Annotated in this window: 13 protein-coding genes and 1 riboswitch; of the genes, 2 read left to right on the forward strand and 11 right to left on the reverse strand. The window is 28.6% G+C overall.

The window, feature by feature from the left end:
• Positions 1-169 precede the first annotated feature (169 nt).
• Positions 170-1849: a chemotaxis protein gene (locus DIC82_00295; protein ID AWK49622.1), complete on the forward strand. Its 1680-nt coding sequence runs from the start codon at positions 170-172 to the stop codon at positions 1847-1849.
• Positions 1850-2013: 164 nt separating this feature from the next.
• Complete coding sequence (locus tag DIC82_00300) at positions 2014-3189, forward strand: ABC transporter substrate-binding protein (GenBank protein AWK49623.1); 1176 nt, start codon at positions 2014-2016, stop codon at positions 3187-3189.
• 128 nt (positions 3190-3317) lie between these two features.
• Here the strand turns inward: DIC82_00300 and DIC82_00305 are convergent, their stop codons facing one another.
• From DIC82_00305 to DIC82_00355, 11 genes are all read right to left on the reverse strand, one after another.
• Positions 3318-4073: a transcriptional regulator gene (locus tag DIC82_00305; protein ID AWK49624.1), complete on the reverse strand. Its 756-nt coding sequence runs from the start codon at positions 4071-4073 to the stop codon at positions 3318-3320.
• A 313-nt stretch (positions 4074-4386) separates the two neighbouring features.
• Positions 4387-5676 (reverse strand): guanine permease, encoded by a 1290-nt coding sequence (locus DIC82_00310; GenBank protein ID AWK53001.1) that lies wholly within the window; start codon positions 5674-5676, stop codon positions 4387-4389.
• 224 nt (positions 5677-5900) lie between these two features.
• Positions 5901-6002: riboswitch (purine riboswitch) on the reverse strand.
• A gap of 546 nt (positions 6003-6548) precedes the next feature.
• Positions 6549-6992 carry a GNAT family N-acetyltransferase gene (locus tag DIC82_00315; GenBank protein AWK49625.1) on the reverse strand — a complete coding sequence of 148 codons (444 nt, stop codon included), beginning with the start codon at positions 6990-6992 and terminating at the stop codon, positions 6549-6551.
• 688 nt (positions 6993-7680) lie between these two features.
• Complete coding sequence (locus DIC82_00320; GenBank protein ID AWK49626.1) at positions 7681-9339, reverse strand: hypothetical protein; 1659 nt, start codon at positions 9337-9339, stop codon at positions 7681-7683.
• A gap of 3 nt (positions 9340-9342) precedes the next feature.
• On the reverse strand, positions 9343-10128 hold the full coding sequence (locus DIC82_00325) for an ABC transporter (GenBank protein AWK49627.1): 786 nt from the start codon (positions 10126-10128) through the stop codon (positions 9343-9345).
• A gap of 551 nt (positions 10129-10679) precedes the next feature.
• On the reverse strand, positions 10680-11741 hold the full coding sequence (locus tag DIC82_00330) for a glycerol dehydrogenase (protein AWK49628.1): 1062 nt from the start codon (positions 11739-11741) through the stop codon (positions 10680-10682).
• Between the two features lie 105 nt (positions 11742-11846).
• Entirely contained in the window at positions 11847-12497 is a 651-nt protein-coding gene (locus DIC82_00335) for a 2,3-diketo-5-methylthio-1-phosphopentane phosphatase (GenBank protein ID AWK49629.1), read from the reverse strand.
• Positions 12498-12660: 163 nt separating this feature from the next.
• Positions 12661-12972 carry a hypothetical protein gene (locus DIC82_00340; protein AWK49630.1) on the reverse strand — a complete coding sequence of 104 codons (312 nt, stop codon included), beginning with the start codon at positions 12970-12972 and terminating at the stop codon, positions 12661-12663.
• 250 nt (positions 12973-13222) lie between these two features.
• On the reverse strand, positions 13223-13411 hold the full coding sequence (locus tag DIC82_00345) for a PspC domain-containing protein (protein ID AWK49631.1): 189 nt from the start codon (positions 13409-13411) through the stop codon (positions 13223-13225).
• Positions 13412-13881: 470 nt separating this feature from the next.
• Positions 13882-15270 (reverse strand): peptidoglycan-binding protein, encoded by a 1389-nt coding sequence (locus tag DIC82_00350; protein ID AWK49632.1) that lies wholly within the window; start codon positions 15268-15270, stop codon positions 13882-13884.
• Positions 15271-15383: 113 nt separating this feature from the next.
• Positions 15384-17108: an amine oxidase gene (locus tag DIC82_00355; protein AWK49633.1), complete on the reverse strand. Its 1725-nt coding sequence runs from the start codon at positions 17106-17108 to the stop codon at positions 15384-15386.
• Positions 17109-17334: the final 226 nt, after the last annotated feature.

Here is a 17334-nt window from a genome sequence, read left to right on the forward strand (position 1 = left end):
CAGTTGAATTAAAATAATTTAGTTTAATTTTAAATAATAAGGAAATTCAAGAAAAACATGTCTTTTATACGCATATTTTGATGAGACACTCCAATTTCAATTTTGACTATTTAGATTTTACATATATTATGGTATATGACAATATTATTGGTTATGAAAGGAGAAAATTATGCTGAGAAATATTAAGGTTATTAACAGTATTATCGTAATGGTTATTTTATCTACAATTGTTTCCCTATCTATTGCTATAGTTGGCTATAGTAATATGAGAACTATTAACAAGAATTCCACATTAATGTATGAGGGTGCTTTAAGACGAATTGTAAAAACTGAGGAAATTCGACAACATTTCTCAAAGATCAGATTAAATGTTGACAGAATATCTATTGCAGATTTTAATGCTGATGATTTAAAACTTGTTAATAATGATTACGATACCATGAATAAGATGGTTGACGAATATGAAAGTTTATCTTTAAGTTCTTTAGAAAAAAATAATCTAACTGAATTTAAAAATGATTCTAAGAAGTATCTTTCACAAATTAAAAATTTTGAGAATGGTACTAAACTTTATGGAATCGACCTAGAAAATTTCAATCAACTTGGGAATGAAATGCAACTTTTTCTTGATAATTTAGTCACTTACAGTTCAAAAATGGCTAACACGCTTAATAATGACAATATTAATTTATATGTCAAAAGTATTCAAATGTTCTTTATTACTTTCTTTATTGGTTTTATTCTAATGATGGCTGTTTCTTCTACTATAATCTTGGTTATAAGAAAATCCATGAAAGAAATAATATCAGATTTAGATAATATTTCTCAAGGAGATTTTAGTATCAAGATAGATACTACTTTAGAAAATGAGTTTGGTAAAATGAAAAAGTCACTTAGTAAAACAGTTTCAAATATTTCAGTAATGATTGAAGAAATAAAAAATTCAACAAATGTTGTAAATATGCAGGCAATTAATTTATTAGGAGCTTCTGAAGAAATGACAGCCTCTGGACAAGAAATGAATGCAGCTGTTCAAGAAGTGGCTATAGCTGCAAATGATCAGTCTAGCGACTTGATAAATGTAAAAAATTCATTAGACAAGTTTTCAGATTCATTAGATCAGATAACTTCGGCAATTAATGATGTAAACTCAAATATAAATGACATTAGTACAATGGCAGAAGATAGTAATTCCAAATTGAAGTTTTTATTTGATTCTGTAGAAAATGTCAATGATTCTTTTGATACTGTAAGAAATAAAGTCATTAAATTGGACAAAGATGTTGAACAAGTAAATGACATAACAAATATAATAAATTCAATTGCTGAACAAACTAATTTATTAGCATTAAATGCTGCAATTGAATCTGCTCGTGCTGGAGAAGTTGGTCGAGGATTTTCTGTAGTTGCAGATGAAATTAGAAAACTAGCAGAGCAGTCTAAATTATCTGCTAATAATATAAGTGAATTGATTTCTAATATTAATAAAGAAGCTCAAGTAGCAGTAAAAACTACAGATTTAGGCAGAGATAGCTTAAATAATCAATCATTACTTATTGAAGATTCTATAAAATCCTTTGCTGTAATATTTAAGGCCATAAGTACTATACTGCCTAGAGTTGATAATATGAACAAATCTATTGAAAATATACATATTGAAAAAGACCTTATACTATCAAAAACATTAAACATTTCTGGAATATCAGAAGAAAATGCCGCTTCGGCAGAAGAAATAGCCGCTTCAATACAGCAAATAAATTCATCTTTTACTGAAGTAGCAACTTCGGCTCAAACTCTATCAAGTTTGACAAATTCTATGATGACTGAAGTGGACAAATTCAAGTTATAAGTATTATTAATAATTTATATATGTTGCAAAAAATAATCTACATCAATTAGGTAGCAGTATCTTAATCTGCCGAAGATTTAAAACTGCAACTTATATAGTATAATTAAATATCTTAATCGAATTAAAGTCAAAAAATGTTATATAAATTAAAATGGAGGATGATTATGAAAAAGTTGAAATCTTTAAATATTGCACTTGCAATAATTTTTATGGCCACTATATTAACCGGTTGTGGTTCAAAAAATGTTTCTAAAACAACGGAACCTATTACCTTAAATATAATTGACGTTTCAGGAAGTATGCAATTAGTCGGAGATGCTATAGATCAATTCAAAGCTGCAAACCCTGGTTTAATTGGAGATGTTGTAATTAAAACCTCCAACTCAGTAGAAGTTCCTTCTTTATTGAAAGCTCAAATTTTAGCTGAAGATGTACAAACAAACTTAATTTTCACAGGAATTGATGGACTTTCTACATGTCTTAACAGAGATGTTATAGAAAAGATTATGCCAACCTACAGCAGCAGTTTTCCTGATTTAGAAAGTAACTATAGCACTGCTGCTAAAGATACTTATGATTTGACAAATGGTTATGCTTTAACGTATGTATTTTCTCCTAGTGGACCTATGTTTACTTATAATCCAGATACTGTACAGAATGTTCCTAAGACGCCTGATGAACTTTTAGCTTTTGCTAAAGCTAATCCAGGTAAATTTACATATGCAAGACCAGCTGCTTCAGGGCCAGGAAGAACGTTCCTTCAAGGGTTACCATATATCCTTGGAGACAAGAATCCTAAAGATCCAGCAACTTGGGACAAGACCTGGGCTTATATTAGAGAACTTGATCAATATATAGATTATTATCCAGCTAAAACTGGTACTACATTCACAGAATTAAATCAAGGTAAAAGATCTATCGTAGCTAGTCAATTAGGATGGGATATGAATCAAAGAATTACAGGTGGTATACCTCAAAATTACGCTGGATTTATGCTAGATAACACCACTTTAGTTTCAGATGCTCAGTATATGGCTCTTCCAAAAGGACTTACTGATGACAAAATCGAAGTGGTTTTAAAACTAATGCAATGGCTAATGACGCCAAATATGCAGGCAATAACATATGATAGTGGTTATTTTTATCCAGGTCCTTCCATCAAGGGTGTTTCCCTTGATGCAGCTCCTAAAGCAAGTCAAGATAAAATAAAACCAGCTATAAGACAATCTTATGAAGATGCCATTAAAACATTTCCAAGTTCAACTCAACTAGATACTACCAATTTCATGGAAGCTTTAAATATGTGGGATCAATCATTTGGTACTAAAGTAAAAAGATAGTAACCTTGTCACTTATCTAATAATAAAAATATGACTTTTTCATTCTATTACAACATATTTAAATATTAAGAGCTTGGCAATAATAAAATATTTGCCAAGCTCATTAATTTTTTTAATATATTGATGTCTTACGCTATAGGAGCCATAAGTATTTTTCCTGTTCCACGGTATACATTAACCAATCCTTCACCAGAAACAGCAGATCCAAGTAAACTTTTGCTAGACTTTTCAACTCTAAAATCTAATGAATTAGACCAAGCAATTGCAAAATTTCCATCAATTCTAACTTCATCATTCTCTAGTACAAATTCTATAAGTTCATCTCTTGGAACAGGACTTTCTAATACAGCAAATCCTTCTCCTTTGAGGCATAAATTAAATAATCCTTCGTTTCCAAGCATTGCCGAAGAAAGATTTGATCTAGCTACTACCTTTTGTTGAACCTTTGATTCACAAGCAAGGAAAAGTCCATCATCTAATACCATTCCATCCCATTCTGCAACATCTTCAATTAAAATATGTTTATAAGTAGGTTCTAACATTAATAAGCCATTACCTTGATATCTAGGTTTAATTGCAGATTCCTTTGTTACCTTAGAAGCTAAAGCTTTTCCTAACAAATCTCCAAATCCTTTAACATCAGCAGTCATGTTAACTCCTCCTGCAGTCCATTGCATTGCTCCCGCACTAATTGTATATCCATTCCCTTTCAACTCAATTAATACTTGTCTTTTTCTAACGTTCATTTCTGAAGCATAATATGAAGCCATTGCATTTGCAGTATTTACACTTAAATCCTTTTTGTACTCAAGGACTTTAATATCTCCTTTAGCTTCTACTATTTCAATATTCTTATTTTCATAAAGATTTTTATATGTTATCATTTTAATTTCACTCCTCTCATATATCATTGCAATTAATTATTATTGTAGTTTTCTATATTTTATATCAAACAATTGTATTAGTATATAATTATATGAATAATCCTGTTTTATATAATAAAAACATCCTTTAAGGTTCAAAATATTATAGTCTCTTTGTATATTAACTGTATAATTATATACTTAACTTACCTGTTTAAAATATACATTAATATTATATTCCTCGTTAATTGAAAATACTCAAATTTTTATAATAAAAAATACTTCACGCTGTAAGAAATTTCTTACATCATGAAGTATTTTTATTGATTATGTTTTAAATCATGAACATTATAATAAATAAAATTGAAACAATGTACATTGACTTAGGAACTTCTTTTGCTTTACCTGTAAATATTTTTATTAATACAAAAGATATGAATCCAAATGCTAAACCAGTTGTGATTGAGTAAGTTAAAAGTGTTAATATTAATGTTAAGAATACTGGTAATCCTTCAGTGAAATCTGAAAAATCTACATTTGTTATTGGTTCCATCATTAATAATCCTAAAACAATTAAAACTGGTGCTGTTGCAAATCCTGGTATAACTGTTAAAATTGGCGAAAAGAATAATGATAAGAAGAATAAGGCAGCAATTGTTACTCCAGCTAAGCCTGTTCTTCCGCCTTCCGCAATACCAGCTGCTGACTCAACGAAAGCAATAGGTGTAGAAGTTCCTAAACATGCTCCGACTGCTGATCCAATGGCATCAGCCGTTAAAACTTTATCTGCATTAAGAACATTACCTTTTTCATCTAAGTATCCAGCTTTTGAAGCTAAACCAATTAAAGTACCAATACTATCAAATATATCTATAAATAACATAGTCATAATAGCTGGAATTATTCCTATTACCATTGCACTCTTGAAATCGAATTGCATAAATACTGGAGCAACTGATGGTGGCATTGATACTATTCCTTTAGGTAATTCAGCAACTCCAAATACTACACCAAGCGCGTATACAGCGAACATCCCAATAATAAACGAACCTTTTACATTTTTATGATATAGTATTGCTATTAATACTACTCCAGCAAAAGCTAATAAAACTGGTGCACTTTTTATGTTTCCAAGACCAACTAATGTAGCTGGATTAGCAACTACTATTCCTGAACCTTGTAATCCTATAAAAGCTATAAAAAATCCAATACCTATACTAATTGCATGTTTTAAAGTTTGAGGAACACTATCAATAATTACTTGCCTAATTTTAAATAAATTAAGTGCTAAAAATATAAATCCTTCAATCAATGAAGCTGCTAAAGCTGTTTGCCATGAAAACTTCATTGTTAAACAAATTGTAAATGTGAAAAGAGCATTTAATCCCATACCTGGTGCCATACCAAATGGATAATTTGCAATAAATGACATGATTAAAGTACCAATACAAGAAGCCAACGCTGTTGCTGTAAATACGGCTGATTTATCCATGCCTGATTGACTTAAAATATCAGGATTTACTACTAATATATATGCCATAGTAAAAAAAGTAGTGATACCTGCTAATATTTCTGTCTTAACAGTTGTTTTGTTTTTTGATAAATGAAATATTTTTTCTAACATACCATTCTCCGTTTCGTTTACTGATTTTTTTGATAAATTGTCCAATTTAAATTCCCCCCATTTTATGAGCTCCACAAATAGAAACTGAAACTCAAAAATAATATTTTTCGTTAGTTAATTGCACTAACCTTGATAAAAATATAAAAGAATATAACAAGAATTCGTAGATACCCAATAAAAATATAAAACCCCTTCGTTATTACAAAGGGGCTTATAAATAATCGAAAATATCTATAAACACCCATAGTCAGACAATTTACGGTAGTCTGGTAGAAACACTTAGACCCTATTTCTAAGCATATACAGGTAAACTTTTTATTATTTATATATCACATACCAATCATTACATTTTACTTTTTCATATCACTTTTTAATATTTAGCGATCTGTTTAATCTAATGTAATACATTAAGTGCGCTATATATATATCTTTTTTACATACTTAATGCTACAATAGTTTTCTTTATAAATCAATACTAATTTGCTTATTTTATGAATTTTTTTGTTTTTTATCAATCTATCGTTCGTGTTTTTGCCTAAATTCAATGAGAAAAGCATCAAAATATCATAAGTAATTACTCATTTGTAAGTTTTTTCATAGATATTCTATATTTTAAAAGATCCATGTTATTACAAACTCACTATATTATACTGATTATTTTGCAAAAAAAATTACCTCTTATAAAAAATAAGAGGTAATCTTTAAATATTCTGATAGATTTCTTGTTAACTATTCTCGTATGTGATTGGGACACTTCAGCAAAACTCCACAACATAAAGATCAAGAACTCTATCTCTAAAATTTAACTTTTATACTTTCCTAAGTATACCATGTTAAGGAATTGAATTCAACAATTTATATCATATTATTCATCAACTTATTTTATAATACATTCTTTGTAACATTAACCCACTTTTTTCTGATAGAAAAGTTGCATCTTTGCACATAAATCCAGCTTTTTCATAAAAATTAATAGTATCCACTCTAGCATTCAAGTATAAAATATTCATATTATATTCTTCAACCTTAATAATATGTCTTTTCATCATCTCAAATCCAATTCCTCTTTGTGCATATTCTGGACTAACAACTACATTGGTAATCTTACCCTTACCATTATTATTAGTCATTCGTGAATATCCTACAACCTTTTCTTTATCTAATGCTATTAAGTGGAAACTTGTATAGTCTAATTCATCATAATCATACTTTTCAACCTTATTATACGGTTTAAAAAGTATATTAAATCTTAAATCTATTACTTGCTCAAACTCTTTACTCTTATAATCTATGTATTTATATGTAATATAATCCATAATCCTTTCCGCCCCTTTTTTATTTCGTAATTATATTATACAACATATTCATAAATTATGCATAATTATTCATATCTTTTTAATTAATATTGCACATCATTATATATACTTTAACTTTAGTAATAGTATTATTCATATAATAATGTAGTCCATACTAAATCTCTATAAACATGAAGAATCCTAGATAGCACTTCATTATAGCGCTGTCTAGAATTCCTTTAATAAAAGCTTATTTAATTTTTATCATCTAACCAGATTTAATCTCTATGCTTTTTTCATCAATATTTATACAAAGAGAAGTGATGTAGGATTATGCATTGTCCTACAGTCTGCAGAATATCTCAAATTATCTAAAGCTTTAATATTTATAAACATAGATTTTAAGATAAATCTTTTAACTTTCTTCTTGCTTTCATTACATTCTCTTCACTGAGATGAGTTTCTCCTACAATTTCTGCCATTCCACAACCTCTATCAAGCATTTCTTTTGCTTTCTCCATAGCTTTTTCATGTTCACCTTTTTTTAAAATTTCCATTAAATCTTTCCTCCTTTTGTTTAAGCGCATAAAAAAAATAACAAGTCCGTATGTAGTCTATTTTGTATCTGTATCTTATTATTTCTTTCACGTTCCTTATACTAATTCTAAGAATTAGTATAACCTCAGAGATAATTTTTATTCAAGCTATCTTATATCGTTATATCTTTCCAGCTTACCTTAAAGCAATTTTTCCAAAGAATCACATTGATTATTAAAAGCACTAATGTATAAACTCCAACAAATATCATATTATTTCTAATAACTATATGGACTATAACCAATACTCCAAGCAACAACATTGTTATTATACCTGGCCATATAAGTTTACCACTATCTGCTGTAGCAAACTTTACACTAAATGGCATTGCCTTATTTGATATTTTAAAATACACTAATGATAATATTAAAAGAACTAAAAACATTGCAATTAAATCTATAATTATTGCTGGGCCTTTTAAAATTAAGAATATCACAGCCTCTAATATATAAACTGGCATTATTAGCTTAAATATAGTTCCTTTTACTGCACCTTTTAATATTACTCCTGGATTTTCTATTGGTAATACCTTGTATATGAATGCCCCCTTATAACTATCACTATTATTTATGAATGCTGTACAAAAACACATTATAAATATACTTATATACATTAATAAATGAATTTTCCCACCAAAGCCGGTCTGAATTTTATCCATGAAGGATTCATCTCTATCCATAAACATAAATATAATTGGCATAAATAAAGCCATCGCAAGGGATGGATAGACCTTAAGCTTCAAGTTTCTTTCTGTAGATATCATATTTTGAGTTAATTTAAACATACTTTTTTCAATGTTGTCCTTACAAATTAATGTTGCAATAAATTCTTTTCTTTTTTTACTTCTACGCTTTACGTTTCCCCCATTATCATTCAATTTTTGAAGGTTTTTTTCAAAATAAGGTACTACTCTTTTAATATAAAGTGTTATTAATATAATTGGTCCTATTATTGCGAGTACAAATAAAAATATTAAAAAAGACTCTTTATTACCATCTATTAATATTCCGAATGGAGCTGCAAACCACATAGATGGAAGTAATGCATGCCAAATTTCAGGCACATAATCACTTCTCATATTTGTAATATTAAAAACTCTACCAACTAACTGATACCCAAAGGCAAATATAAATGCTAATAATATTTGAAAATAATTTATTATATCCTTTAGTTTTTCTCCATCAAAAAACTTTAAAACTAAAGTATATAATAAAGCAGTTATTGCTATAACTATTAATACTGAAAGCATATTCTCAATTATAAATATGATAAAAAATAAAACTCCATATTTTATTGTACCAATAATTAACGGAATCACATTTAATGATAATGATAAACCCGTTAAATATATACATATATGAGTAGTTTTTGCTGCATTAAAAGTCTTACTATCTATGGGCCTCGATAATAATATATTTTTCTCCTTTATATCTAATAAAACTGCTGAAAAATCAGATATCATAATTGATATCATCATAAATAGATTTATGCCCATTACAATATTTGTAGCCTGCAAAGATGACATACCCATCATCATTATTAATCCAATAAAAATGCTCATAAATGCATTAGTCATCAATAAGTACAAATAATTATTTTTGTCACTATCCTCATCTGTTTTTTTATTATTTTTCATAACAGAACTTACTCTACGTCCATCCATAGTTAATTTTGTCTGTAAAATCAGTCTCATAATTTTATAATTAATGCCAAATTTTATATATAATCCTTTAAATTTGTCTAATATCTTTAATACAGTGAAATCCTTCATTAATTACACCTCTTCAACCAAAGAAACAAATTCTTTAGCAATATCTGCATGTTCATTAAATCCTGTTAGCCCATTAAATATTTCTTCTAATGAACCCTCTTTTTGATTATTCTTAAGCTCTTCAAAACTTCCATCTGCAACTATTTCTCCGTCATTTAGGAGTAATATTCTATCGCTTACCTTCTCAACAACATCCATTATGTGTGAAGAATAAAATATAGTTTTACCATTCTTTGCAAGAGCATTCATAACCTCTTTAAACACCATTACACTATTAGCATCTAGCCCACTTAAAGGTTCGTCAAAAAATAATATATCAGGATTATGAATTAAGCTACATATTATAAGTAGCTTTTGCTTCATCCCCTTTGAATATGAGGATATTCTAGAATTCATAGATCCATTAGTTCCAAATAATTTCATAAGCTTCGTTGCTCTCTCAGTAAGTTTTTCCTGGTCTAATTCATAGATTTCACCTAAAAAACTTATATACTCATAAGCCGTTAAGTTTTCATATATGTCTGCAAGCTCTGGAACATAGCCTATTTTCTTTTTATACTCTACACTTCCATTGCTTATATCCTGTCCTAATATTTCTACTTTTCCCTCATAGCCTTCTAATATTCCAAGCATTATCTTTATAGTTGTACTTTTACCAGCACCATTTGTCCCTATATATCCTATTATCTGCCCTCTTGGAATCTCTAAATTTATTCCATTAAGTATTGTTTTACTTCCATAGCTCATTCGTAAATCCTTAATTGATATTATACTTTCTAAATTTTCCATCATATCTCTCCTATTAGTACTCTTAATTCTTCTCTATTTTTTAGATATACAATGTCCCAAAAAACATACAGACATCTATCCTGGAATTTGTATTAATAATTAATTTCATAGATAACTTTATTTGTAACAATTCTAAGTTTATTGTAAATAATTATAGCATAAACCTTCTATCTCTACCATCATATGTAATATTGGGTTTTTTATATAACGGAAGTAAAGTTATTGATTATAAGGTAAAAGCCTTAGATACGGGACTTACACCTTTAGGCTATCATAAAAAATATGTATCTTTCTAAATAAAATAAAGCCAGGATTTAATTTCTATTAAATCCTGACTTCATTTTATTTTAGAAAGATACGTGTACTTATGGGGACTTTAAAATCATTTTCGGAGTAATCCCCAAATATTATTGTTAAAATCATTTCCCATGAGAATCACCTCTTTCGGTATTATTGTGTGCAGTATTGAATTAAATATACATGTTTTTTATATATAATTTAATATTTAATTTTGCTTATTTTTTATTGTTGGATTAATCTCTGTTTATATTTTATATTAATATACGACTTAATGTTTCATCCTCATCAATAATTTTTTTAGCAAGAATCCTATTTTCTTCAATATGAATATAAGTATATCTATTAGGTTTTATTGAAGGCGCAATGTCTACCGCTTTCTTAAAGTCTTCTTTTCTCATCTTTAAAGTTTTAACATATTCAAAAAAACCTGTTTCCTTTAATATCTTTGAAATTCTTTCAAATCTGTGATTTTGAACCTTAGACATAATATAGGTTGCCATTCCAACCTGTATACCATGAAGCTGTGGCGTTTCAAGGAATTTGTCTAAAGCATGAGAAATTAAATGTTCAGAGCCTGAAGCTGGTGAACTATCTCCTGCTATTTCCATTGATATACCATTTAAAGTTAATGAATCTACTAATTCTTTTAAAAATAAATCATCCTTAATAGTTTCAAAGTCAGTTCTTACAAAACTATTTACTGCCTTTTTAGAAATCATAGTTGCAAAGTCATCAATAATTACCTTACCATTTTCCTCTTCAAATTTCCAATCATGTAAAGCAGTGATATTTGATACTAAATCTCCTATTCCAGAAAATATAAATTTCTCAGGAGCTCCTTTAATTACATCAATATCTATAATTATGCCATAAGGAGTTTTAGCAGGAAGAGACATACGTCTGCCATTTACTAAAAGTGATGCTCCAGGGCTCGAAAAACCGTCATTAGAAGTTGAAGTTGGAATGCTAATGAAAGGTAATTTTTTTAAAAGGCTCATATACTTTACTGCATCTATAGCTTTTCCACCACCAACTCCAATTAGAGCCTCTACATCATTTGATATTTCAAAGGCCTTTATACTAATTTCCTCAAAATTTACATCTGATATAGTTTCTTTCTTTGAAATCTGAATATTGGCTTCTTTTAATGAGCTATCTATAGAAGCTCCAAATAAATCCTCTATACCTTCTCCGAAAAATATAGAAACCTTTTGAAACATAGCTTTTTTAATTAAATTCCCTACGTTATTAATATTTCCTTTTCCTACTTCAAGAATTGAAGGAATGGCTATTCTATGAGTTGAAGCCTTCATGTTTTTCACCCCTTATAATATGTATTAAAGAAATAACAATTCACTATGTTACATATATTTTTTCTAACTCAAAACATATGTCGCATCTTTCACTGGTTATTCTCTTCATATGTCTAAATATTTTTCTAACTTATCCCAAATCTCTGAAAAGTTTTTAAATTCTATGAATTCTTTCTTTTCTTTTTTCAGAAGCTCAACTAACTCTCCCGTAGCAAAAATCACATCTGCTATTAATGCAGGCTTAAGATCCGGTTCACTGTCTCCAGCATAAAATATCTTTTTATAATTCTTTTTTAGCTTTTTAACTACAATTAATTTGTCAATACCATAACGATCTGAATAAAATTCACTATTTTCGTCTAAATCAAAATAAATTCCATTATCCTTAAAAACACCCTTATTAGAGTAGACATCTACTCCTTCTATATTATGCTTCTCAAATATCTTATTTATGTAATAACTTGTTCCAGCACTTACAACAATAAAATCTCCACCAGCATCCTTTACTTGTTTAATGAATTCTTTAGCAGAAGGATCAAATGGAATGCTTAAAATGTCCTCATCTATCTCTGCTTCACTTCTTTTCACATTATTAAAAACATAGCTTAAATACTCTCTATCTTTTATTTCTCCATTTTTCCAAGATTTAAATAATGGTAAATATTCTTCTTTTAAGTAGGCTTCAGACATTATTTTATAAAAATCCTTTTTAGTAAGGGTTCCATCAAAATCAGATATAAATGCAAATTCTTTCATTATATTATCCTCCTCGTTGGTTAGGCATATAACAAACTAACAATTCAACATGCTAGTCTATTTTTTCATATACCCCATTCTAAATTTAGCTTGCACAACTTTTTTAAAAGTATTACAAGAATAATACATATATGTAATCTTAATTTTCAATAAAAAACATATGTTATTTTAAATCATTAACAACTTTGTTTATTTTATCAACGTTATTTATAGTTTCTTTCCACAATTCTTTTGAGGGAATTAAACTCTCTATTTCAGTATAAGTTTCTTTTATTAATGGTATGTTAACAAGGTTTGTACTTTGAAGGGACATTAACACAAAATAACACACACCTACTATAGCAATTATTTTTATCATACCACCTATTGCTTTTATTAAAATATAAAAAGCTACAATCCCAACTACTATTAAAAGTATAGTGTTCGTTGTTAGATGAATTGGGCTTTTGTTTATTAAGTCATTTATTTTTTCCATTTGTTCCTCCTTTTATCTGATAGCTAGCAGCCGTAATACTCCCACTTCTTAGAGTTGGAGATAACGGCTGCACGCTCCTAGGTAAGTTCAACTAAGATTCAGATGAGGATAAAACCCCACCTGAATCAAGTTTTACTTTATGGTACTACTAACTTTAATTACGTCCCCATTCCTAAGTATATTCTCTCTTTAATATACAATTAAAAATAAGCTTAAACTAATTAAGCTTATTTTGAGCTAGGGCTAATTGTTACATTGGTTCATTAGGAATAACTAATGCACAAATTATATATAACAGTATTCCTGTGCCTCCACAAAGAATCAAGGCTATATATCCAATTCTTACCAATGTAGAATCAATTCCAAAATATTTAGCAAATCCGCCACATACGCCAGCTAGCTTTTTATCTTTTGAAGATAAGTATAATTTCTTTTCCATAATAAAACCCCTTTTAATTATTAGTAAATATTACTTAATCACATAACGGTTCTTGATTAAGATTATATCATTTAAAGTTTTTAATTAAAAGTCTTCATAACTCTTTCTACCTATATCTCATTTTTTTGACTAGTTATACCTCTACACATAAAAATTCTATAATTTACAAAATATATAAATATAAGCTATCCTATTTTTATCAAGTACCACTTTTATAATTAATATCAAATAAAACTTAATTTAGAGAGGGATGTGGTACGCATTGAGTGTTATAAAAATATTTTTGACCATAAAAATAGGAATAATTTATGGATGTTCCATAAACTATTCCTATACCTTTGCATACTAAAATTTTAATTATATATTTTTTACTAAAAGTTCTCTTCTATCAGTTTAAATATTCCCTATCTGCAACCTAATATCAATCTGTATCTGCTTTTCATATAACATTTTCTCTCTTCTTATATAAATCACTCATAATAACAAACAATCGGAGTACTTGACTCAATATTATTAAATATTGTATATGCTAAATCATAAGGTGCATTTACGCAACCATGAGATCCATTTGTTATATATATCTCTTTGCCAAACTCTGTTCTCCAACTTGCATCATGAATTCCTATATTGCCATTGAAAGGCATCCAATAGTTAACTGGTGAGGTGTAGTCTTCACCTTTTAAAGTTGCATTTTTTTCTTTGTAATTTAAAATATAAGTCCCTGCTGGTGTTAAAGTATTAGTGCTTAAATTCCCAGTAACAACATCTCCTTCTACAACAAGAGATCCATTTTTATAAAACCATAAATGTTGTTTAGTCATATTAATTTCCACATATGTGTTCCCAATATCATTACTATCACTAGATTTTGCAGTTTGTGAATATTCTGGTTCCTTTGTTACATCTTGTCCATTCTTCACGATTTCGATTAATTTTTTAGCTTCTTTAGACTTATCAACAATCCAGCCATAATTACCACCGCTGACTTGTATTGTTTTTTTAGAAGTTGCAAGAAAATCTCTTGTATTACCAAATGTATTAAAAACACTAGATATTTTATATACATCCTTATTAACTTTTTCTTCATCAAAGGTAATTCTCATATCTTCGCTAACGACAAGCCAATTATGTATTGTAGATCCATCTATAACTTTTGTCTTATCACCAGACTTATATGTAATTTTTAAAGCTATATATTTATCAAGAAGATTTTTGCCATCAATAACTTCTTGTGACTCAGAAGTATATTTAGGATTTTCATAACAATTGTTTGATTCTAAATTTAATTTTGGCTCCGAATTAAGAATTGCATTTACGATGCTATCATATAGAGCATCTTTAATTATCTTATTGCCATCAATTTCATTTATAATTTCATAGCCATTCTCTGTGTATTTTAAACTAGCATTTTTAGGGTTAATTATTTCACTACTATTTAAGCAAGAAAGGTTATCAAAACATTGATTTAATAATTCTTCATCATATGTCAATACTTGAGACATTTCAGAATTATTTTTATTAAAAAGTGCTGAAATCCATGTAAAAGAATTTTGGCTCTCCTTCAATTCTTTAATTTTGTCCCCATCATATTTCAATCCAATATCGCTTGCCTTAATTTGTTCTGTTGTATCTCCTCGTTCCTCTAATTCCAATGTATATGAATCTATTTCAGATGATAGTTCTTTTTCTACTTCTCCTACAGTCTTACCAGTAACATTAATACCATTAATTACAGACCCAAAGTAAAAATTATTTTTAAAATACATTGTCACACTTAAATATATAATAATTAAAGCACAAAGAGAAATCATAATCCCTGGTAAAATTTTACTACGTTTATCGCTTCTTTTTTTTCTCATTATAATTACTCCCTTCTTATATTATTATACTAAAAAATCACACTTAATAATATATCCTTTCTCAAAAAACACATTCAAGATTAAAATAAAATTTTTATCTTGAATGTGTTTTTTCATATACTCTTACAATACTGTGCTATATCATTGGCAGCTTTCATTGCACTATTCACTGCTCCTTCTATCCACCCATGCGTTAATGAAATGTGCTCTCCCGCAAAATATACTCTATTATCATACTCTGGTTTTGCCATTACATATGAAAATAAATTCTGTTGCTGTGGCATAAAATAGCAAAATGCTCCGTAAAATCCTTTTTCACGATTCCAATCAACAGTTATATAATCCTCCACTACTGAATCAAGATATCCCTTTTGAAGACCATGAACCGCCTCAACCTGTCTCTTTATCTCTTTGAAACGCATTTTATCATCTAAATTTCCTAAACGTATTGCATCCTGACCTAAATTATAGGATGCTAAAATAACTCCAGGTTCATCATATAAATTATGATTTCCTTTAACAGAAACCTTTTTACTTTTTATTTGACTATTATTAATACTACTACGATCATCAGGATACCATATGGTTTGAATTGGTAAATCTGTACTGGAACCGCCTCCTATTATTCTTTCATTTTCATCTCCCTTTTCCCAAAAACGCTCATTACACATAAAAGCAGTTTTTTGGGATGATGTATAATTAACTTCCTTTATAGCTTGCATTTTTTCAGGGCTAAACATAGGATATACAGTTATATTTCTAAGACTAGAAAAAGGAACTGCACAAATAATAAAATCAAAGTTTTTTCTTGAAATTTTTAAAGACTTTTCGTTTTTATATTCAAGTGTAATTCTATTAGTTGAATCTTCTCTATATATACCAGTTACTGTTTTTCCATTTTTCCAAGATACTTTTCCTAACTCCTGTTCTTTAATATTAGAATATTCTTTAGGTTTTTTCGACATTAAAGAATAATAAAAGGAAAGTGGTAAATTAACTGTGCCTCCATCTATTTCATACCTATAAGCATAATCTACAGTATATTCTTCCTGTAAGTTTTCATAATAACTATTATAATAAAAAGCTCCCAGGAAAGGTGCAACACTTGATAGTAACTCTATAGCACCCTCACTTAACCCCATTTTTCCAAGCACCTTTCTTACATCAAGACTACCTAAGTATTGAATTATCGTAGAGTATTCTTCTTTAATCTGTAAAATTTCTTTTCTTATAGATGGTTCTATCTTTAGTAGATTGCTTCCTAATGCATCATAAATTAGTTTTTGCCATGGAGTGTTTCTTTCATTTTGAGTTAAATTAAATTCCGGATAAATTTTTTCCATTACACTTTTACCTTGAGAATCATTTCTTGCACGTTTATTTCTTACATAAATAAATGCATTTTCATTATTTTGAATAAAAGGATTTGTTTTTAAACCAAAGGTGTTAATGTAGTGCCATGTAGTTTCATGATCTGCAGGTATACGCATAGCCCCAAGCTCGCCATAAAGTCTTTTATCCTTATCAAAATAATGAGTATAAACCCTACCACCAATACGGTTTTCCTGCATTTCAAAGATAGTAATATCAAATCCAAGTTTTCTGAGTTCAAAAGCAGACGATAATCCTGCAAGGCCTCCTCCTATTATCCCAACCTTAATTCCTTTACAGCTTCCCGGGCGTCTAATTGTTGTAATATCCTTCGGCGGACTAAGCAGTTCTAATAAATTTTCATAATCTTCAATACGGTTTGCTTCTTCTAAAGTCATTTTTAACATTTTATGTCTTTCTTCATCAGTTGGATTACTTGGCTGTATATATTTAACATCCGTAGCCAAATGGATTCAACTCCTCTTGAATTATATACTTATAAAACATACTTTTGTTCTGGTATTTTCTCCCATGTACTCTATATAACAAAATTTTAATTTTACAATTAAGTATATTATTCAGCTTATAACAAAAGACCAGCAAAATGTTGGTCTTTGAATACTATAATTATTTCTACAAAAAGCATGCTTACAGTAAAATATATTGCTACTATACTATTGTTTTTTATTAAAT

It is taken from the genome of Clostridium beijerinckii (genome assembly GCA_003129525.1).
GTDB classification, from domain to species: domain Bacteria; phylum Bacillota; class Clostridia; order Clostridiales; family Clostridiaceae; genus Clostridium; species Clostridium beijerinckii_D.